We start from the raw sequence: 18,949 nt of genomic DNA, 5'->3' as shown, positions 1-18,949 counted from the left end.
CAATTATAAGCTAGTGAATTCATCTACAAGCTCTGAAAACTTTTTCATAGCTGACTCGATTGGTTCACTATTGGTAAGATCCACACCTGTTTTCTTTAAAAGCTCAAGTGGATAATCAGAACTACCGCTTTTTAAAAATTCTAAATACGACTCAAGAACTTTTGCATCACCAGACAATAGATTCGAGGCAATATGAATGGCGGATGCGTAGCCAGTCGCATATTTGTATACGTAAAACGGTCGATAAAAATGAGGGATTCGTGACCAACCGTATTTTACTTCCTCGTCAAAAATAAGCTCTTCTCCGTTGTACTCTCGGAATAGTTGTTCATAGATTGAGTTAAAAACATCAACAGTTAAAGGAGTTCCCTGCTCCGCCATTTCATGTGTCTTTTTCTCAAATTCTGCAAACATGACCTGAGTAAAAAATGTTCCTTTAAATTGATCAATAAAATGATTTAAAAGATGCTTTCGAATATCAGGATCCGTTTCATGTTCTAATAAGTAATTGATTAAAAGTACTTCGTTTACAGTGGAAGCTACTTCCGCTACGAAAATACTGTATCTTGCTGAAATTTGCGGTTGATGCTCCGCGCTTAATTTACTATGAACACCATGTCCGCATTCATGGACGAGCGTGAACATACTATCCAAATCATCTTGATGGTTTAATAAAATATACGGGTGGACCCCATAAATTCCAAGATTATATGCACCAGACCGTTTCCCTTTTGTCTCACGAACGTCAATATATCGGGAATCCTTGAATGTTTTTAATGTTTCAATATAATCACTTCCAAGTGGAGCTAGTGCTTTTAGCATCGTTTCGTATGCCTCTTCGTAAGTAATGTCCATTTTCACACCACTTACGATTGGAACGCTCATGTCATAGGCTCGAAGTTCATCGAGGTTTAACTTTTCTCTCCGAATTTGATTATAACGATGCATCGGTGCAATATGTTGTTTTGTTGACATAATTAAATTATCGTACACTTCTTTCGGAACATTATCGCCAAACAATGATTTTTCAAGTGCAGACGGATAACTCCGAAGCTTCGACATCGTCACATTGTTTTTTATTGAATTGGAAAGTGTGGAAGCTATTGTATTTTTTAACTGAATATAAGGTTGGTAGTAAGCTTTATACGCTTCTTTTCTCTTCTCACGGTTCTCATCTTCAATCAATTTTGAATACAATCCTCGTGTGAGTTCGACCTTTGTGCCGTCTTCCTGTGTCACTTCTCCAAACTTTATATCCGCGTTGTTGATCATTCCGTAGATGGTACTTGGTGCGGAAAAAGCCTCTCCAAGCTGGGAAACGAGCTCTTCTTTTTCCTTAGATAGAACATGAGGCTTGTAACGAAACGATTCAAATAAATCCTCTTCAAAGTAACTCAAGCCCTTTTCTTCCTCAATAAAGGCCTTTAAGTCCTTCTCTTCTAAACTTAAGAGATAAGGCATAAAAAATGACGTAGAGGAACTTACTTTAATACCTAAGCTCTTCATTCGTTCGAGGTAGCTTTGAGACTCTGTTACACGAGTGTCTTCATCCACCTTCAGCATGCTGTATGCATACAAATGATTGAATTTGTAGGAAAGCTCTTCTTTTTTCTTTAAAAATTGAAAGAGGCTAGCTCCATCCTGGATCTTGCCATCAAAAGCTTTTAATTCACTCGTCATTTCTTCGACTTGTTTAAAATCGTTCTCCCATGATGCTAAATCGGAATAAATATCATCTAAATTCCACTTTTCTTGTGTGGGTACTTGGTCTCGAGACGTATAGGTAGTCATAGGCGAAGACAACTCCTTATGTATGTAATATTTTCTATTTATATCCATTATACGCCAATACAAATCGAATATCGTATAAAAAGGCTGTATTCGTAAAGTTTGTTGTTCTGGAAAAATCCCAAATTCCTGATTCTTCCCCGCATAACGCTGGGTATATTGGTCTATTTGGAGAGTAGCTCTTTTCTAATGTTTTAGAAAAGAGCCTATAAAAAACAAAAACCACACAATTGTGTGGTCGTCGATTAATTTAACTTACATTAAATTTTTTAATTCGTCTGTTAGTCTAAAAAACTCTTCTTTATTTCTCGTGGCTAAGGAATCATCAATTTCCTTTCTTAACTTATCTTTGCGATAATCAAGTAGTGCTTGACGGATGACCATATCTGCGGCTGACGACAATTGTTCTTCAGTTGGTTGTTGTGGTGAATTTAGCAAATACTTTTCCATTGGAAATCACTCCTTAACCTTTTTTCTATAATAACATTTGTTTTCTGAAAATTCAATAATTAAATAAATTATTTTTTCGGAATACTTTTTGTTAAGGAGTGATCAGAGTGTTCGTATTAGTTGTTCTTAATCTTCTCTAATTCTTTTTGGACCTGTTCTTCGAGTTCATAGTCATATACTTTATTTAAGTCAACGGACGGATGAAACAGTTCTCTTGCCTTTGATTTTGCTTCAAGAGCAAGAATCTTCTCCTCAGCACGTTCAAATCCCTTAACAGCACTTCCAGGAGTAAAAGTCGCAAAAGATTGTTCAATGGATTCAGTCACTTTTGCGACATGAGCTCTTGAAATTAGAAGCTGCTGCTTATTTTTTAATTCCTTATATTTATGCTTATAGTCTTCAATTTGTTGAACTAGTTTCTTTGTTTGTTGAGAGAGAGCTTCAAGCTGTGAAGCATAAACCTGTTCCTTCTTTTCTAGTTCAATTTTATCTAAGATTAATTGTTTGGCTGTTTCGTCGTCCCCTTTTTTTACCGCTATTTCAGCTTGTCCCACTCTTTTTTCAATTAATGCTCTAGTTTCAATTAATTGTGCTTCTTGTTTCTTCTCAAAAAACAATTGTTTGGCTAAAGCTTCTTCCCCTCCTGCAATATCCTGTTCCATTTCACGTAGATGCTGTTTAAGCATCACAATTGGATCTTCCATTCGGTCTAGTACATCATGTAAGTCTGCTGTTGCGATCGTTTTTAAACGTTTAAATAATCCCATTTCGTAGTTCCTCCTCAAATTCATTCCATTATGGTTCTTTTTCTACTGTTTGTTACTAAAAATAAAGCTAATCCAATCATCCCTACTGCAAATAACATGGGTAATAAGGAAATGATGGAAAAAGCGAACAATAGTAAACCTGATAGCTTAACTAAATTCAGCTTTTTCGTTTTACTCCAAAGGAGCCAACCAATGAACGCAGTAATAATTTTAATGATAGTAAGTATCGTTGACATACTAAGTGCCATTAAAAACGGTAGTGGATTATAATTCACATTCCAGTTACTTACATTTGGTAAGAATTGTACCCATTGTGTTGTTCCGTTTAGATAGGGAGCTGTATAGACTCCTAAACTAAAAGCAACTGCAAGTAAAAGGAAGAAAAGCAGCCACTTTAACTTTTTCAATCAACTACACCTCCTCTCCCTATTAACCGGATTCGCAGCCTCATTTTGTGAGTTATTCATTGGAGGGGGGAATTCCAAGGGTTCTCTTTTGGCTGAGGCTGCTATATCCTGGGCTTGTTATTATCATATCGAGGAGTTATGTCTAAACTATTAACGATCCTTTACGAAATGTAGGAAAAGAGAGGAACAATTCATTAAAGATCATAAAAAAACCTTACTCATTTTTCAGAGTAAGGTCACGGATTGGTTAGTTTAAGATTTGTTTCATGTAAACAAGATGAACAATGGGTTCAAATCCCATCTCTTTTAATACTCTATGAGTAGTGGAACTGCTTAATTTCGGAAGGTTTGGAACATAGTGACGAAGGTGGTCAGTGGAAGTCTGGAATGCTTCTGCTAATAAAAACTGAATGATTTCTTTTTGATCCCTTCTGCTTCGATCTGCTTCACATTGATATAAGGTTGTGCCCGTAGGATTTCCTTCCTCTGAAAAAATCTTACGGAAGTAAGCATAACCAATGGCATTTCCAAGGGTATCTTCAGCAATCAACGCTTCCCCGTCCATGACGCTTTGCCAGTGGGTTTGCCAAGGATTTTTTCCTTGATAGAACGATAGATTGCCGACTTCTTCAAGTGAAACTCGCTTTATTTGAAAAACATTTGAAGGAAAGGCTGATATTTGACCTTCCTTTTTTTCTAAGCATTCGAGATAATCAATAATGTCGTACCCAAGAGATTGATAGAGAGCAATAGCTCCCTTATTTTCGCTTATAGCCTCTAGCGTCGACACTTTCACGTTATTTTCTTCAAGAATATCTAAAGTGGCTTCGAGCATTCTTCTGCCGATTCCTTTGCTTCGGTAGTCCTTGTTGACTGCGGTTCCTCCATTCCAGCCAATTAATTCGCCTTGAAACTCTCTGATTCCATTTAAAATTAAACCGACTGGTTTATCATTCCAAAAGGCAATAACGGACAACTCATCAGATAGTCCCTCGGAAGCCATTCTAGCCATAAATGTTTCGGTAGTCATTGTTAAATCAAAGTAATATCCTTTAAAGCCAATATTCCATGCCTCTACTGCTTCTGAAATCTCACAATCTTTTAATCTTTTGATCTTAAGCATTGGTATCCCTCCTTAAAAGAGGGTGTGCCTGAAAGTGGTAAACACTCTTCATTTGGCACACCCTTCAATCATCTACAGCTGATACACTCGACTATATTTTTCTTCAAGATATTCGACTAAATAAGCGGCATTTAGTTGCTCGCCTGTCACAGAAACAATTAATTCATTTGGAGTATACAAGCTTCCATATTGATGAATCTTTTCCTTTAACCAACTCATGATTGGCTGTAAATGACCAGTTTCCAAGTACTGGTCAAAATTCGGGAATTCTTTTTTCAACGTTTTTAATAGTTGTGCCGCATACAGATTTCCTAACGAATACGACGGGAAGTAACCGAAGCCACCGAATGACCAGTGAACATCCTGAAGAACACCTAGTGTATCTGTTAGAGGTACAATTCCTAGAAACTCTTTCATTTTCTTATTCCAAACTGTTGGGAGTTCGCTTACCTCTATTTTTCCTTCAAACAATTCCTTCTCAATTTCATAGCGAAGCATAATGTGAAGATTATAAGTAAGTTCATCTGCTTCCACACGAATAAATGAAGGATGAACCGTATTGATTGCCTCGTAAAATTCTTGTAATTCAACGTTATGAAGCTGAGTGGGGAAAAATTCCTTAAGCTTTGGCAAAAAGAACTGCCAAAAGGCTGCACTTCTTCCCACCATATTTTCCAAAAAGCGAGACTGTGATTCATGAATCCCAAAGGAAGTACCAGCGCATAAGACTGTTCCCTCTAACTCTGAGCTAATTTGCTGTTCATAAATTCCATGACCCGCCTCGTGGATCGTACCGAACAAGGCAGAAAGTACATTGTCTTCTAGATAGCGAGTGGTAATTCGAACATCTCCTGTGTTTACCGTCTGGGCGAATGGATGTACGGTTTCATCGAGTCTTCCAGCGTCCATATCAAAGCCTAATTGTGGAAGCATGTAGTGGTTAAACTCTTTTTGTTTCTCTATAGAAAATGGCTGTTTCACGATTTCAACAGGTGTCTTATGTGAGGTAGTTTTAATTTTATTTAATAGTGCTATGCTCTTCGCTCTTAAGCTAGCAAAAAGTGGATCAAGTGCTTCTACCGTTAAGCCTGGCTCAAATTCATCAAGTAAGGCATCATACGGATGCTTTTCGTACCCGTAATATTCAACGAATTTCTTTTTTATTTCTACGATTTTTTCTAAATAAGGTAGAAATAGACCATAGTCATTATTTTCTCGTGCCTCTTCCCATGCATCATTAGCATCACTGCACAAAACGGAATATTCCTTATATAAATCAGAAGGAATACTCTTTGAACGGTTATAAAAGTGTTTTCGTAAACGGATTTTCGCTTTTGTTACTGTATCAAAATTCTCATTGCTTTCTGACAACTGATCTAAAAGTTCTCCCATTTCCTGAGAGATCATAAGATCAAATATTTCCGTTTGCAATGCCCCGTATGCTTTTGAAAACTGAGCTCTTCCCTTTTTTGGCGCAATTACTTTTTGATCCCATGAAAGGAGACCAGCGATACTTTCTAAGTGTGAAATTTTTTCGTCCAATGCTTGAAATCTTTCAAGAGCCGTATGTAGAACCGATTGAGTCATAGCCGAACACCCCTTTAATGTTTTTAACCGACTAATCGGTTTATTTTCATTATATGGAACATTCAGAATATTATCAAGTATAAATAATCGGTCAATTTTCGCGAAAAAATGCGTAGTATCAAAGAAGGGTCCTTAACATACCGACAAGTCTATTTAGTGATCTTTTTTAGGAAAGATTGCTTTTGGTCCATTAAGATTGATTGGTACGGAAGCTCAGGAAATAGAATTCGTTGCATATTTGCCGCATCAATAAACGACCAAAACATGTGAGTATAAATATCAACATGGATATTTGATTTGAGCTCTCCCGTCTCTTTCCCTTCTTGTAAAATCCTTTTCACTAATTCGAACTTCAAATTTTTATGTAATTCCTCTAGAATGGCCATCATGTCAGGATTTCTAGAAGCGGATAATTGAAAATCAAGTTGAACGAAAAAGGCTTCCTTTTGCTCTTCACACATCGGTTCTAACTGATAATAATGATCAAATAAATAGGCTATTTTTTCAAGATTTGTAGGAAGGGTCTTAATATGTGAATCGATCGGCTCAAATTCTCGGGTGACAATCCCTTTCATAAGCTCTAAGTATATTTCTTCTTTGCTTTTAAAATAGTTGTAAATCGCTCCTCTTGAAAGGCCCGAATGTTGAACAAGCTGATCCATTGACGTGATATGATAGCCCTTCTTCGCAAAGCAATGCTGGGCACTCAATAATATGTGATTTCTTCTTTGTCTCTTATGTTCTTCAGATACGATTGGCATAGTACCCTCCCTTATTCCGACTTTAATTCTTCTAAATACATATCTTTTAATTCCCTTAACACATCGTAATAAGGAAAATCATCATATACTGCATGAAGATTAACTCCATCGATGATCGTCCAAAATCGTTCAGCGTAAAGGTGGGATGGAATATCTGATTTGAATTCACCCTGTTGTTGTCCTTCTTGAATAATGTCATTCACTAAAGTAACCAATTTTCTTTTTCTTTCATGAAGCTGTTGAAGAAGATCAGAATCCCTTGTACTGTGAAGATTAAATTCGTAGAAAACAACAATATATTCTAATCGATTGCGGTCAATGGGATTTGCAGATAAATAAGCATTAAACAGATAATCCATTTTACTGCTTGCTGTCCGATGTTTGGCGAAGTGTTTATGGTATTGAGTAAAGTTTTTATCTGTTGCACGTGTTAGGAGATCTAAATAGATTTCCTCCTTACTTGAAAAGTAATTGTAGATTGCTCCTTTGCTCATACCACAATGGGCAACAATATCATCCATTGTCGCCGTTTGGAAGCCTTTTTTCGCAAAGCATTCAAACGCGCTGTCTAAAATTTGTTCTTTTTTCTCCTCTTTGTACTCCTCGGAAACGATTGGCATAAGCTCCTCCTTTGTTATTTTGTTGTGATTAAATGGTGGAAACGCAAATAACTTTTAATAATCGCAAGTAAATTCTGAAAATAGCAAATAAAAAATTTTAATCGCAAATAATTTTTTGGAATCGCAAATAATTCCCGATAATCGCAAATAAGTTCTGATTATCGCAAAAATATTAGAAAACAACAAGTGATTTTTAAGAAGTTTTAAAAAATCGTCCCCTCCTGCTCAGAAACAAGAGGGAAACGATCAAAAACTGCTTATAAAAGCTTTAAAATATGATGAATGGCGTGAGAAACTCCGTCTTCATCATTTGATTTAGTTACATACGTTGCTTTTTCCTTTACTTCATCTGGTGCATTCTCCATGGCGACGGATGCTGTCGCGATTTCGAACATTGGTAAGTCGTTACCTCCATCACCAAATGCGTAAATTTCAGAAAATACATGATTATGCATCAAAGCATAACGCTGTATCGCTTTCCCTTTATGAGCTTCTTTTGACATGATTTCAACGTTATTGGGGAAGGAGGAAGCCAGAGTTAATTCTTCAAAACCAGATAATTGCTCCTTAACGGTTTGAATTCTCTCAAGTTCTTCATAAGAAACTACCGCAATACATTTGAAAATCTTCAAATCCTCGATTTTTAAAATATGGTCATAATCGTATGTAAGGAATAGCTCTTTTAATTCCTCGTCACTTTTGCCTCTTAACCCGGGAAGTGTACAAGGAAATCCTCCATGATTTGTATATACCAATATCCCAACAGATAGTTTTCTTAATTCAGTCAGCATTTGCTTATAGACAGAAACGGGTATCGTCGTTTCGTATAATAAGGAACCGTCCTTTCCATAAAGCGCAGACCCATTTAACGTGAGAATCGGACAGTTTAGCTCGCGAATCGCATTTACCTTCACAACATCAGCATAAGCTCGTCCTGTATTCAAGATCACCTCTACCCCTTGTTCTTGGAGCTTTCGGATCGTCTTTTCGTTTTCAGCAGATACCTCATGCTCTGAATTGAGCAAAGTACCATCTAAATCAAGAGCAACACATTTCACACACATTCACACCTAACTAAAATTGAATTTTTGTAATATTTTTTAACATATCTTATTTTTACATAAAAACGACCACCTATCAATTCGAATAGGTGGCATTTTTTTAATTATTGGATAGGAAGCCAGTTTACGCACCAAATTCCAAGTTTATTTTTAGATAATCCGAACGATAAGCCTTTTGTTTCTGCTTCTATACTAACTGAAGCAGAAGTTTCATCAATAATATGCTCAAACAAGGTTCCAACTTTTACTTGTTCTAACAAGCCTGTGCTAGGGTTTTGTTGTTTGGCAGTAAGATAATCCTCATATGTTGCGAACACTCTTAAGTATTCTTCATCGTCAATAAAAAGTGAATATTGCGTTTCATAATCCTGCAGCTCCTCCGCATAGAAGTAAAGCTGGAAAACCTCTGAAGGGGATAATCCACTTAAAGCCTGTTTCTCTTTGGTGACCTTAAATTGTTCATAGCGATCAAGAAGAACGGCTGATAGTTCCAGTTTCTGACCTTGATTCACTTGAATATGAAAAGGTGTGGATTGAACTTCAGGTTCTACCGGTAAGACAATTTCCTTTAAACCTACTGTATCTGGTAGCGTTTTTCCTTTTAGATACCTAGCCGTGTAGTTGTCAACTACGAGTGTGACTTCTCCTATATCGATGCGATTGGTTCCAAGTCCGAACACGGCTTTGAGTTTACGTTGCTCATTGGAGGCGAAAGTAAGGTCTGGATGTCTACCCTCTTCTACAGGCAATGATTGTATGGAAAGCTTATCCGGGGTAAATAAAATTTGATCCGGGCGCTCTGAATCATCTATATCATAATATTTTAAAGTACCAGTAATTTGTGCTTCTCCTTGAAAAACAGCATGCAATAATCCGCTTTGTTCCCTTTTTGTCCCTTCGGATGGTCCTTTATTAAGGAGGCTCCAACCATTAAACATTTCCCCATCTTGGAGGTTTGGGTAAAACTTTTCTTCATCCGCAACATTGTTGCTTTGTGTGGCTTTATTGTTGTTTTCCATATTTGTTCCAATGATTCCACCAATAAATAATAAAAATCCTGCAACAGCAATAGAAGTGACCATCTTTGGAACAAATTGTTTAGATTTTTGGCTGCTTTGTGTATCTCCAGATCGTATTTTTCGGAGAACACGTTGTTTTTCTATTTCTGTGAAAATGGATTTTTCAGAAGCTGTTGTATGAACGGCGTCTTTTACCTGTGTATGAAGGTCAGCCATGTTGTTCTCCCCTTTCATTAATTAAGAAACGTTTACATCTTTCTTTTCCTCGAAAAAGCCTTGTTTTTACCGTTGCTAAAGGAAGGCCGAGTGCATCACTAACCTCACTGTAAGTAAAATCTTGATAATAGTGGAGTAAAAAAACTTCTCTGTATTTCACAGGCATGGCCATAATGGCTTTTGCGAGCTCTGACCGCATATCTTTTTGTAAAAGCAGGTCCTCTGGTGTTGTCTCCCCACTTTGTTTAAAAAAGAATAATTTTTCATTGATTACAAGATTTCGATAATGCCAGCTCTTTAGGTAGTCTTTGCTTTTATTGATCGCTATGGTGTAGATCCATGTTTTAAAAGTTGAGCGTCGTTTGAACGATAATAGTTTCTCATAAACGGTGATAAACACTTCTTGTGTGAGATCGCTAGCAACCTCCCAGTCCTTTACATAAGAGTAGATCATTCGTTTTAACTTGGTTCCATACTCATCCATCACCATTTCGATGATTTTTTCTCGTTCATATATTCCTACAAGGGCTTGTTCTATTTCTTTTTCTAAACTCAAAATATAAGCCCCTCCTTTTTTATAAACTTACTACCTTATTTGATTTCCATGCGTTAGACGAAGAAACAAACACATCGGTTTCACTTTTTTTACTATAGCATGTACCTTTTTGTTTCTCAGATAAAATAGTTAAGCATATCCTTGTTGACGGATGTTCCCCTCCATCTATATGATGAAAGATGTACATAAATGGTAAGGGGTGGTATCAGTTGAAATTGAAAATTGGTATGGTTGGGCTTGGAAATATAGCGCAAAAGGCATATTTGCCTATTCTAACTAGAGAGACAGATTGGGAGTTTGTTGGTGCTTTCACCCCAAATAAGGAAAAGAGAAGTTTAATTTGTAAGCAGTACCGAATAGAGGATTTTTCAAGTGTTCATTCAGTGGCTGATGCGTGCGACGCTGTGTTTGTTCATAGTTCCACAGATACACATTTTGACATTATCTCTACTTTACTTTTAAGAGGCAAGCATGTATACGTGGATAAGCCATTAGCGGCTACTCTTGATCAAGCGGAGAAATTGGTGGAGTTGCAGCATTCATCAGGCTGTAAATTAATGGTGGGCTTTAATCGTCGTTTTGCACCTATGTATGTGAAAGCGAAGGAACAATCAAAAGATCTTGCATGGGCGAGATTTGAGAAGCATCGTGCGAATAGTGTTGGTCCACATGATGTAGAATTTACAATGTTAGATGATTATTTGCATCTTGTGGATACAGCCCGTTGGTTGGCTGATGGTGATCTTATTCTTCAGCATGGAACCTTACATAAAAATGAAAAAAACGAGATGGTTTTTGGACAGCATACATTCTCCAAGAAAGATGGAATTCAAATGACGACAGCCATGCATCGAAATGCTGGTACGGGCTTGGAGCAACTGGAGCTTGTTACGTACGGGGCCATTATACGTGTAAAGAATATGAATGTGACTGAGAAAGAAGCTAGTGATATGATCTCTACTTCTTCCCCAGGCTCTTGGGATTCTACTTTGAAACAACGCGGATTTGAAGATGCTATCCATCATTTTATTCATTGTGTTGACAATGATATAACGCCTTCAGTTGATGGTGAAGAAGCGTTAAAATCACAACAATTAGTCATGAAATTAGTAAACCCCCACTTGTGAAAATGTGGGGGTATTTCATTGAATTAATTAATCATCATCTCTGTCATCGAAAAAGTCAGTATCCATTTCTCTAATTTCTCCTGTCATGGCGTCAATTTCAAAGTCAATCTCCTTGTCACCATCTCGAAGCTCAATTTCGTATTCGTTATCATCGTCAAGTTCAGCTTTAGTTACTGTACCTGGAGATTCTTTTAAGGCTATAGCAATGGCCTCATCTTGGGAAATTTTCACTTCTTGAGACGTTACAGATGTGCTATTGTCTGATTTTACATTTGTTTGTGTAGGTTCTGTAGGTTGGCTAGTTGATACAACACCGGTAACAGGGTTTACCGAATCCTCCATTTTATCGATCGCTCCTACCGCGATTGCTCCACCTAGTACAACGAAGCTTACAATACCAATTAATAATACATTTCTCTTTTTCATTTTGTTTCCTCCTTACTGTTGATACTCTTATCATAGCCAGAGAAAATGAGGAAACTCAGATAAGAAAATGAGAAATTGATGAGAAAACGAAAAGAAAGGTTTTAATCATCCCATGTGATACTTATGACTTCTCCTGTAATGGAGTGAACTTGTATAGTAGCTTCCTGCTGATCATTTGCTTCAATCTCAACCAAGTAGTATGAAACACCGTTTGATTCCTCGAGTTCTACTTCCTCCACTGTTCCAGCCATTTTTTCAAGTGCAATCCCTATAACTTCTTGTTCCGTAATTTGACTTGGAGGTTTTTCATTTGCTGGGGTTGGCTCCGAGGGTTCTTCTTCCTTTCCCGCCTCTACGCCCTCTTCAGTTGTAGTGTCAGAGTTATTATTTGGAGAAATTTTAGTTTTGGTCATACTTAAAATGTCGCCTGATTTTCGATCAAGGACAAGTTCGTACTCCCCACCTGATAATGACAAAGTAATAAGAAAACGATCATCTCTTTCAAGGGTGGTTATCACTTTGCCTGTATACAATTGTTCTACTTTTTCTTCGGCCTCAGAAGCGCTCATTTGACTGGCAAATGAAGAGGTTTGAAAAAAGATTCCAGTACTGATTGCGATGATTCCAAGAAAAATAATGATAATGACCCTCTTTTTTTGCCTCATTTTTCTCCCTCCGTTTGGATAGTAACCCTATTATACTTGTGAAAAATGAGAATTTACTGAGAGTTAATGATGTTAAAAAGAATACGTGCCGTTGTACCGTACCCTTCTTTGCTTTCTACTTGAAGCTTTATATTCATTGCCTCTGCTAACTCTTTAGCTAGAGAAAGGCCCAATCCAAAGCCACCTGTCTTCCTCTCCCTTGCTTTGTCTACCCGGTAAAAACGATCGAAAATCTTTTCCAAATCATCAGCAGGAATTCCGATTCCAAAATCCTTTATTTCCAAATAAGCAAGATTTTCTTTAGTAAGTAACCGTACTTCTATGCTTTCATCACTGTATTTACGTGCATTATCCATGAAAATATAGATAAGCTGTTTGAGCCTTTGGTGATCGGCCACAATAACGGGAACACCTTCAATATGGATATGTACTTGTCGATGGTACGCCTGTTGAAAGGAGTGAGCAATTTCTTGAATCAAAGGCGATAGTTCTATTTTCTCTATGTTTACTTGCCATTGCTCTTCGTGTTTGGCTAATAAAAGGAGATTGTTGGTTAAATCCCTCATCCGTTCGGTTTCAGAAAGAATGGCATGAACGGATTCATCGAACACCTCTTGCCTCGCCTTCCCCCTTCTACGCAATAAATTGGCATAAGATTCAATGACTGTTAAAGGTGTTTTAAGTTCGTGAGAAGCATTACTAATAAACTCTCCTTGTTTCTGATAATTGACCTCTAATAACTAGATCATCTTATTAAATGCATCTCCCATTTGGTAAAGTTCATCATTTGTTTTCTTCGGTAAAAGAAGTCTTTTAAATTGACCACTTTTTTGTATTTCCTTCATGGTGTAAATCATGGATGTTATGGGTCTTGTAATAACATTTCCTAATAGCCTCGAAGAAATCAGGGCAGGAATGGTCGCTAATGAGGTGATAGCAATGAGAAGAAGTTTTAATATGTGAAGCATTTCATCGGTTGAGTGTAAACTGACCATTACTTGTAGATCAACAACCTCTCCATCCAACCATACGATCGGGAGTGAGACAAAGGCAAAGGAATTTCCATTGTTGTTAATAATTTTCTTCTCTTCTTTCCCGTAGTAGGTTACGGATAAATTTCGTAATTCCGATTGTTGTGCTGACTCGGCTACGGCTCCTTGGCTACTTCCATCTGGTTTAACAATTTGTAGAAGGCCATTTACGGGTACGTATGCTCGGAGAAGTTGTTGGACCGGAACAGACGCATCCGACTGGTGAATACCGGTAGTTGATTGTTTCGCTTCTTCATACACTCTGTCTATTTCACGGTTCTTCGCCATTGCGCTAAAAGAGAGATATATCGTTAATACAATAATGATTAACAGAACAATGAACATGACTGCTGTAGATAAATTAATTTTATTTTTTAGTTTCATTCTGTTTCCCTTAGAACATAACCAACGCCTCGAATTGTATGAATCAAATTCGTAGGATAGGGCTTGTCGATTTTATTTCTTAAATAGCGTATGTAAACATCAACAACGTTGGTGTCACCGTAATAATCATAACCCCATACACCGTTTAGGAGCTGTTCGCGGCTTAGCACCTGTCTTGGGTGTTTGATAAGGTGTGATAACAACGTAAATTCTCTTGGGGTTAACTCAATTCGATCTTCCCCTCTCATTACTTCGTGTGTCGTTTCGCTTAGTTTTAAATCAGAGAAAATTAGCCAGTCGGATTCCGTGACATTATCTAGAATCGGCAGCTTATTGCGTAGACACACACGAATTCTGGCTAGCAATTCTTCGATTTGAAAGGGCTTTGTCATATAATCATTTGCTCCAAGATCAAGTCCAGACACCTTATCCTCAACTGAATCTTTGGCTGTTAACATGATAACTGAAACAGTTGTCTGTGTTGAACGAATCCGTCGCAAAAGTTCAATTCCACTGATACCAGGAAGCATCACATCTAATAGAATGACGTCCCAAGAGTCTGATTGAAACATCTGAAAACCTTCTAAACCATTTAATGCCGTTTTTACCTCATAACCCTCATAGGAGAGTTCCAGCTCAAGAACACGGGCAATTTTTTCTTCATCCTCAATAATTAATACCTTTGGTTTATCCATTAAAACCTCCAAAGAATGGAATTTACCGTCATTTTATCATAAATGTATGTTGTTTACTTAATTTGTGTATGGCGTGTGAAGAAGTAAGGAGAAAAGTGAATAAGATAAACCCTCCAAAACAATTGGAGGGCTAAAACGAGTTGCAAAATAAATAGTAACTATTAATCTTTCAATGTTTTAGTTCTTCGCTCCATTTTGTGGCTAACTCAGCTAGTTCAGAAACAAGTTCTTGTTTTCCTTCTTGGTATCGATGATGTTCATTGGGAAATTGGCTGGCTAGTTCCAGCTTTTTTTGCTTGTATTTGGCAGCTTGTTCCGGGTGTTGGAGTAAATACCTTTTAAAGTCTAGGTGGAAATTAATTTGTTTATCTCCTTCTTGAAAAACATGGACATGATGGCTGCGATGGTCCCCACCCTTTTGAAAGAATCGCCTTCCGGGTATCCCATTTTCTCTTTTTGCTTCGTACCCGAGTTCAAGCATGGATTTGTTTAAACGGTCAACTCTGGATATGTCATGTACGACCATCAATATGTCGATGATAGGCTTGGCGTAACCAATTGTTTTAATGGAGGTGCTTCCTATATGATGAATGTCAATCATGTTATCTTGAAAGATTTGTTTGAGAAGTCCGGCCTCTTTTTCAAAAAGGTTAGCCCATTCTTCTGACCATGGTACGATATTTGTTTTACGCATAAAATGAATCCGTCCTTTTTACGAGCTTGCAGTCATGATCCCAACAATTGAAATGATAGGGATGGCAGAAAGCAGTGCTGCACCGATAAAAAATAAAGTATTTATCATTCCTACTGATTGTTGATTCAACCTTGGAGATCCCATGATATCCCTCCTGATACGCAGAAGAGAAACCATTGCAACGACCAAGATTCCAATAATAACTACGAGTGGTACGATAACATTATTCTCAACTACCTGGCCAATTAGCGTAAATGCATAAACGATGATGAAAATAGGGATCGCTTCAGCCATTGCCACCTGAATAAAAAACTTCGTTTGCGCTGCTTGCATCGTATTCAGGTCTAGTTGGTCCCCTTTTTCTATTTTTTCTTGGACCTGTTGCATCATTTTGTTAAAGGCAAAAGAAATACCTACTACAGCTATTGCGGATGAAAGAACAAATAACCATGAAGCACTCATCTTCATCTCTCCTCTAAGTCGAAGTTAAAGGGTGCAACGAATTCTGCACCCTTTTTCCATTTTATAACTTTTTAAGCTCATACTCAATTTGATTGACTCTTTTTGCATTTCCTTCAGCCATATTATGTAATCTTGTTTTAAGCTCATGGTCTTCATGGACCGCTTCTGCGGTAATGGCGTATGTTCGTAAAAGCTGATTTTCAAGTTCAAGAGTTTCCTCTAAAGTTTGCTTTAGAGTTTTTCGATTCATAAAATCTTCTCCATGGTCATGATCGTGTTTCACTCTATATTCCTCCTAGTTAGAAACTGATATTAGTATAGACATCCATAGACTACTTATACAGTATTGTCCAGCAATGCACTTAAGTAGAAGTGTGATATCTTTCTGATAGCACAGCGTAGCACCTTTCTATTTTTGAATTGTTCTTTACTTTTTCCAATAAAACGTTTATATTATCATTATCAATAGTGATAATAAATAAAAAGGAGCTAGCTTATATGAGTGAATCAAAAGCAGACGTCATCCTACACCCTGTTCGCATGAGAATCATCCAGTCTCTTGTTAGCGAGCCCTTAACTGTTCAACAAATGAAAGAAAGAATGCCTGACATTCCCCAAGCGACCCTTTATCGTCATTTAAAAAAACTATTTGAATCCAAAGTTGTGTTTGTAGTAGATGAGCAACAGATCCGGGGAACGGTAGAAAAATGCTATTCTCTTCAACCCAAGGAAATTAACTTAGGGACTGATGACCTAGCCAACTATAATAAAGAACAATACATGGCTCTTTTCATGAAGTATATCGCTAATATAATGGCTGAATATGAACGGTACGTTTCACAGGAAAAGGTAGACTTTGTAAAGGATGGAGTTTCATTACGCCAAGCTTCCCTTTATTTATCTGACGAAGAGTTCACTTCGCTCCTTCAAGAACTCGGGCAAGTGTATTCTAAAGTCCTAACGAATAAGCAAGCATTAAATAGAAGGAAACGAACATTCGCTAATATCATCATACCAGAACCAAATGAGTAGGGAGAGATGTGTATGAGAGAAACAGAGGTTGTTATTCAAAGCAAAGTTAAATTAAGTGGAAGCCTTACCCTTCCTGATCGTGTTCAGCAAAAGTCTCCTTCCATATTGATTATTCCTGGCACTGGAAAGCTGAATCGTGATGGGAAAGTAAATAAAAAGTTAGACCTTAATTTATACAAACAGCTGGCACAGTTTTTTACAGAGCTTGGATTTATTACTTTACGTTATGATAAGCGTGGCGTTGGAAAAAGCGAAGGTGATTATAACTGAACTGGTCTTTGGGATCTAGTGGACGATTCGCAAGCAGCTGTTCAGTTTTTAAAATCGCATGATGCTGTGGATGCAGATCAAGTGATTGTCCTTGGTCATAGTGAAGGTTGTATGATTGGAACAGCTCTAGCAGCTAGAGAACCAATCTCTGGATTGATTTTACTTGCAGGTGCCGTGGAACGTTTAGAAGAAGCGTTAAAAAGGCAACGAGAGATAGCAGCTGTGGATATGAGGAGTGCCAAAGGGTTTATTGGGTTCCTGTTACGCTTGTTTAAAACTGATAAAAAAATTGAACCTCAGGCCCAGGCCTTTATGCAAAAAGTGATGGAATCTAAAAAGGACACGATGAAGGTTCAATTTCAGACCATCAATGCAAAATGGATGCGTGAACATTTTGCCTATAATGTACGGGAGGATTTAGCTAAGGTTACTTGTCCCGTTCTTGCGATCACTGGCTCTAGGGACATTCAAGCAAACCCTGCTGTTTTAGAGGACTTAGCTAGCTTTGTTAAAGGTGATTCTGAATATTATATTGTGGAGAATATGGGTCATTCACTGAAATTTCAAGCTCAGACCTCCCATATGCTAACGGCCAAGAAAGACATAATCGCTGAGTCTTCCCTCCCCCTTCATCCCGAACTAGAGAAGCTATTACGAAACTGGGTAGAGAAACAACTTTTAGAAACGAAAAATCTAAGTCACATTATCTCTTAAATATATGAAACGACCATCCTGATAAAGGAGGTCGTTTTTTATTTACGTTAATTTTGATGCTTGTGGTGGAGATTCAAACCAACCATGTTCAATCAAAATATTCGCCCCATCTTCAGTATACCGAGCAACATCTGCCATTAGGCTAGTAAAGGTTCTGAAAATATCACTTCTCATTGAACTTGTTAAAGCCACACCATAGTTAGCGATTCCTTGAGAGTTTAAGAAATTGATTAGAGAAATCATTAGTTTTGTTGAAAATGGAGCTATTTTGGAAGAAGTCGTACTCACGCTCCATGCACCTGGAGTGGAGATTTCCTCCTTTTTAAATATTTCACTTAATGTGTTCATATGCTTCGTTGCTATTTCTTTCCCTTTTATCATATAAGATTTGAAAGGCTCATCATCGGTTACCTGAATAAAGCCTTTCATCACTGTGAGCCCAACTTCATTCGTTAAAATATTATAAAAAATCATCGAAATTTCTTGTCCTGTCAACGGACGATGCTCCCCAAGCCATTTAGTTAAGTAACTTTGTTTTTGAACAAATTGAACCTCAATTGGGATGGGGATATAAGGTGAACGAATCCATAATCCTTTTTCGAGTAAAAGACTTCTTGCCTTATCCAACATTTCTAAAGACTCGGTATTATAGCGCTTAAACAAAACAAATATATCTTCCCGAGCAATGGTATTCAAGGCAATGGATGAATAATTTAAGTTTCCTTTTGAAACAAACCAGTGATAATAAAGGATGAGTGGTTCTGTAAATAGTTTGCCTGCTTGTAAGTTTACATCTTGATCCGTAAAGGCAACAGGAATGGGGAATTTCTCATTATTCATTATCGTGGTGATTTCACCTTGTGCGGTCAGACAACATGCTAAAAGTTCCTTATTTAACCCTTTAATCTCATCATCTTCAACAATTTGGTCAAAATACTTTAGAATGCACATATTCATGGATAGGGACTGGTACATCGACCAAAGATAACCTAGTTCACTTGCGGTCAAATCCATTTTCATTTTCAACTATGATCGTCCTCTCATTAAAAACTTTATTTCTTATTGTTGGCGAAACAAACGAAATTCATGAGTTT

At 37.4% G+C, this 18,949-nt stretch carries 24 protein-coding genes; 4 read left to right on the top strand and 20 right to left on the bottom strand.

The features are described 5' to 3' along the window. Positions 1-3: 3 nt before the first annotated feature. The 11 genes from pepF to ACVBAX_RS09875 all read right to left on the bottom strand — a co-directional run bounded on the left by pepF (position 4) and on the right by ACVBAX_RS09875 (position 10,355). Positions 4-1,791, bottom strand: a complete 1,788-nt coding sequence (pepF, locus tag ACVBAX_RS09925) for an oligoendopeptidase F (protein WP_447116883.1) — start codon at positions 1,789-1,791, stop codon at positions 4-6. A gap of 252 nt (positions 1,792-2,043) precedes the next feature. Next, positions 2,044-2,238 carry an IDEAL domain-containing protein gene (locus tag ACVBAX_RS09920; RefSeq protein WP_066049157.1) on the bottom strand — a complete coding sequence of 65 codons (195 nt, stop codon included), beginning with the start codon at positions 2,236-2,238 and terminating at the stop codon, positions 2,044-2,046. A gap of 116 nt (positions 2,239-2,354) precedes the next feature. Further along, on the bottom strand, positions 2,355-3,005 hold the full coding sequence (locus ACVBAX_RS09915) for a PspA/IM30 family protein (protein WP_447116882.1): 651 nt from the start codon (positions 3,003-3,005) through the stop codon (positions 2,355-2,357). A 20-nt stretch (positions 3,006-3,025) separates the two neighbouring features. Then, on the bottom strand, positions 3,026-3,412 hold the full coding sequence (locus ACVBAX_RS09910; protein ID WP_447116881.1) for a hypothetical protein: 387 nt from the start codon (positions 3,410-3,412) through the stop codon (positions 3,026-3,028). Between the two features lie 247 nt (positions 3,413-3,659). After that, complete coding sequence (locus ACVBAX_RS09905; protein WP_447116880.1) at positions 3,660-4,535, bottom strand: GNAT family N-acetyltransferase; 876 nt, start codon at positions 4,533-4,535, stop codon at positions 3,660-3,662. A 72-nt stretch (positions 4,536-4,607) separates the two neighbouring features. Continuing rightward, positions 4,608-6,122 carry a carboxypeptidase M32 gene (locus tag ACVBAX_RS09900; protein WP_447116879.1) on the bottom strand — a complete coding sequence of 505 codons (1,515 nt, stop codon included), beginning with the start codon at positions 6,120-6,122 and terminating at the stop codon, positions 4,608-4,610. Between the two features lie 149 nt (positions 6,123-6,271). Further along, on the bottom strand, positions 6,272-6,883 hold the full coding sequence (locus ACVBAX_RS09895; RefSeq protein ID WP_447116878.1) for a TetR/AcrR family transcriptional regulator: 612 nt from the start codon (positions 6,881-6,883) through the stop codon (positions 6,272-6,274). Between the two features lie 11 nt (positions 6,884-6,894). Beyond that, positions 6,895-7,503 carry a TetR/AcrR family transcriptional regulator gene (locus ACVBAX_RS09890; RefSeq protein WP_430774262.1) on the bottom strand — a complete coding sequence of 203 codons (609 nt, stop codon included), beginning with the start codon at positions 7,501-7,503 and terminating at the stop codon, positions 6,895-6,897. Between the two features lie 257 nt (positions 7,504-7,760). Next, positions 7,761-8,567 (bottom strand): Cof-type HAD-IIB family hydrolase, encoded by an 807-nt coding sequence (locus ACVBAX_RS09885; protein WP_447116876.1) that lies wholly within the window; start codon positions 8,565-8,567, stop codon positions 7,761-7,763. Positions 8,568-8,668: 101 nt separating this feature from the next. Beyond that, on the bottom strand, positions 8,669-9,799 hold the full coding sequence (locus ACVBAX_RS09880) for a hypothetical protein (RefSeq protein WP_447116875.1): 1,131 nt from the start codon (positions 9,797-9,799) through the stop codon (positions 8,669-8,671). Beyond that, positions 9,792-10,355 carry a sigma-70 family RNA polymerase sigma factor gene (locus tag ACVBAX_RS09875; protein ID WP_447116874.1) on the bottom strand — a complete coding sequence of 188 codons (564 nt, stop codon included), beginning with the start codon at positions 10,353-10,355 and terminating at the stop codon, positions 9,792-9,794. The genes ACVBAX_RS09880 and ACVBAX_RS09875 overlap by 8 nt, the downstream gene beginning before the upstream one ends. A 227-nt stretch (positions 10,356-10,582) precedes the next feature. On the opposite strand from ACVBAX_RS09875, the gene ACVBAX_RS09870 reads away from it, so the two are divergent. Next, complete coding sequence (locus ACVBAX_RS09870) at positions 10,583-11,482, top strand: Gfo/Idh/MocA family protein (RefSeq protein WP_447116964.1); 900 nt, start codon at positions 10,583-10,585, stop codon at positions 11,480-11,482. A 27-nt stretch (positions 11,483-11,509) separates the two neighbouring features. Here the strand turns inward: ACVBAX_RS09870 and ACVBAX_RS09865 are convergent, their stop codons facing one another. From ACVBAX_RS09865 to ACVBAX_RS09830, 8 genes are all read right to left on the bottom strand, one after another. After that, positions 11,510-11,908 carry a PepSY domain-containing protein gene (locus ACVBAX_RS09865; protein WP_447116873.1) on the bottom strand — a complete coding sequence of 133 codons (399 nt, stop codon included), beginning with the start codon at positions 11,906-11,908 and terminating at the stop codon, positions 11,510-11,512. A 101-nt stretch (positions 11,909-12,009) separates the two neighbouring features. Then, positions 12,010-12,573, bottom strand: coding sequence for a PepSY domain-containing protein (locus tag ACVBAX_RS09860; protein WP_447116872.1), 564 nt, complete (start codon positions 12,571-12,573; stop codon positions 12,010-12,012). 53 nt (positions 12,574-12,626) lie between these two features. Next, positions 12,627-13,277 carry a sensor histidine kinase gene (locus ACVBAX_RS09855; RefSeq protein ID WP_447116963.1) on the bottom strand — a complete coding sequence of 217 codons (651 nt, stop codon included), beginning with the start codon at positions 13,275-13,277 and terminating at the stop codon, positions 12,627-12,629. A 36-nt stretch (positions 13,278-13,313) separates the two neighbouring features. Further along, positions 13,314-13,988 carry a HAMP domain-containing protein gene (locus ACVBAX_RS09850; RefSeq protein ID WP_447116871.1) on the bottom strand — a complete coding sequence of 225 codons (675 nt, stop codon included), beginning with the start codon at positions 13,986-13,988 and terminating at the stop codon, positions 13,314-13,316. Beyond that, entirely contained in the window at positions 13,985-14,683 is a 699-nt protein-coding gene (locus ACVBAX_RS09845) for a response regulator transcription factor (protein WP_447116870.1), read from the bottom strand. The genes ACVBAX_RS09850 and ACVBAX_RS09845 overlap by 4 nt, the downstream gene beginning before the upstream one ends. Before the next feature lie 169 nt (positions 14,684-14,852). Then, the gene (locus ACVBAX_RS09840; RefSeq protein WP_447116869.1) at positions 14,853-15,377 is read right to left on the bottom strand and encodes a GrpB family protein; all 525 of its coding nucleotides are present in this window, start codon (positions 15,375-15,377) and stop codon (positions 14,853-14,855) included. Between the two features lie 18 nt (positions 15,378-15,395). Then, complete coding sequence (locus ACVBAX_RS09835) at positions 15,396-15,839, bottom strand: hypothetical protein (protein ID WP_447116868.1); 444 nt, start codon at positions 15,837-15,839, stop codon at positions 15,396-15,398. Positions 15,840-15,900: 61 nt separating this feature from the next. After that, positions 15,901-16,122, bottom strand: coding sequence for a hypothetical protein (locus tag ACVBAX_RS09830; RefSeq protein WP_447116867.1), 222 nt, complete (start codon positions 16,120-16,122; stop codon positions 15,901-15,903). Between the two features lie 215 nt (positions 16,123-16,337). On the opposite strand from ACVBAX_RS09830, the gene ACVBAX_RS09825 reads away from it, so the two are divergent. From ACVBAX_RS09825 to ACVBAX_RS09815, 3 genes are read left to right on the top strand one after another with little or no spacing between them, the layout of a single operon-like run. Next, the gene (locus ACVBAX_RS09825) at positions 16,338-16,871 is read left to right on the top strand and encodes a helix-turn-helix domain-containing protein (protein ID WP_447116866.1); all 534 of its coding nucleotides are present in this window, start codon (positions 16,338-16,340) and stop codon (positions 16,869-16,871) included. Positions 16,872-16,883: 12 nt separating this feature from the next. Beyond that, complete coding sequence (locus ACVBAX_RS09820; protein ID WP_447116865.1) at positions 16,884-17,141, top strand: hypothetical protein; 258 nt, start codon at positions 16,884-16,886, stop codon at positions 17,139-17,141. Positions 17,142-17,159: 18 nt separating this feature from the next. Further along, positions 17,160-17,855 (top strand): alpha/beta fold hydrolase, encoded by a 696-nt coding sequence (locus tag ACVBAX_RS09815; RefSeq protein ID WP_447116864.1) that lies wholly within the window; start codon positions 17,160-17,162, stop codon positions 17,853-17,855. Positions 17,856-17,897: 42 nt separating this feature from the next. Here ACVBAX_RS09815 and ACVBAX_RS09810 read toward each other — a convergent pair whose 3' ends face one another. Then, on the bottom strand, positions 17,898-18,875 hold the full coding sequence (locus ACVBAX_RS09810; protein ID WP_447116962.1) for a DUF3231 family protein: 978 nt from the start codon (positions 18,873-18,875) through the stop codon (positions 17,898-17,900). Between the last annotated feature and the right edge of the window lie 74 nt (positions 18,876-18,949).

The organism is Robertmurraya sp. GLU-23 (genome assembly GCF_052983275.1).
The sequence above is the reverse complement of the archived record's forward strand: the minus strand, read 5'-3'. Positions and strand labels throughout refer to the sequence as shown.

Bases quoted from the DNA above. Each gene is read 5' to 3' on its own strand.
- pepF (WP_447116883.1), bottom strand. From the start codon at position 1,791: ATGACTACCTATACGTCTCGAGACCAAGTACCCACACAAGAAAAGTGG.
- ACVBAX_RS09920 (WP_066049157.1), bottom strand. From the start codon at position 2,238: ATGGAAAAGTATTTGCTAAATTCACCACAACAACCAACTGAAGAACAA.
- ACVBAX_RS09915 (WP_447116882.1), bottom strand. From the start codon at position 3,005: ATGGGATTATTTAAACGTTTAAAAACGATCGCAACAGCAGACTTACAT.
- ACVBAX_RS09905 (WP_447116880.1), bottom strand. From the start codon at position 4,535: ATGCTTAAGATCAAAAGATTAAAAGATTGTGAGATTTCAGAAGCAGTA.
- ACVBAX_RS09900 (WP_447116879.1), bottom strand. From the start codon at position 6,122: ATGACTCAATCGGTTCTACATACGGCTCTTGAAAGATTTCAAGCATTG.
- ACVBAX_RS09895 (WP_447116878.1), bottom strand. From the start codon at position 6,883: ATGCCAATCGTATCTGAAGAACATAAGAGACAAAGAAGAAATCACATA.
- ACVBAX_RS09890 (WP_430774262.1), bottom strand. From the start codon at position 7,503: ATGCCAATCGTTTCCGAGGAGTACAAAGAGGAGAAAAAAGAACAAATT.
- ACVBAX_RS09885 (WP_447116876.1), bottom strand. From the start codon at position 8,567: ATGTGTGTGAAATGTGTTGCTCTTGATTTAGATGGTACTTTGCTCAAT.
- ACVBAX_RS09880 (WP_447116875.1), bottom strand. From the start codon at position 9,799: ATGGCTGACCTTCATACACAGGTAAAAGACGCCGTTCATACAACAGCT.
- ACVBAX_RS09870 (WP_447116964.1), top strand. From the start codon at position 10,583: ATGGTTGGGCTTGGAAATATAGCGCAAAAGGCATATTTGCCTATTCTA.
- ACVBAX_RS09865 (WP_447116873.1), bottom strand. From the start codon at position 11,908: ATGAAAAAGAGAAATGTATTATTAATTGGTATTGTAAGCTTCGTTGTA.
- ACVBAX_RS09860 (WP_447116872.1), bottom strand. From the start codon at position 12,573: ATGAGGCAAAAAAAGAGGGTCATTATCATTATTTTTCTTGGAATCATC.
- ACVBAX_RS09850 (WP_447116871.1), bottom strand. From the start codon at position 13,988: ATGAAACTAAAAAATAAAATTAATTTATCTACAGCAGTCATGTTCATT.
- ACVBAX_RS09845 (WP_447116870.1), bottom strand. From the start codon at position 14,683: ATGGATAAACCAAAGGTATTAATTATTGAGGATGAAGAAAAAATTGCC.
- ACVBAX_RS09840 (WP_447116869.1), bottom strand. From the start codon at position 15,377: ATGCGTAAAACAAATATCGTACCATGGTCAGAAGAATGGGCTAACCTT.
- ACVBAX_RS09835 (WP_447116868.1), bottom strand. From the start codon at position 15,839: ATGAGTGCTTCATGGTTATTTGTTCTTTCATCCGCAATAGCTGTAGTA.
- ACVBAX_RS09825 (WP_447116866.1), top strand. From the start codon at position 16,338: ATGAGTGAATCAAAAGCAGACGTCATCCTACACCCTGTTCGCATGAGA.
- ACVBAX_RS09820 (WP_447116865.1), top strand. From the start codon at position 16,884: ATGAGAGAAACAGAGGTTGTTATTCAAAGCAAAGTTAAATTAAGTGGA.
- ACVBAX_RS09810 (WP_447116962.1), bottom strand. From the start codon at position 18,875: ATGAAAATGGATTTGACCGCAAGTGAACTAGGTTATCTTTGGTCGATG.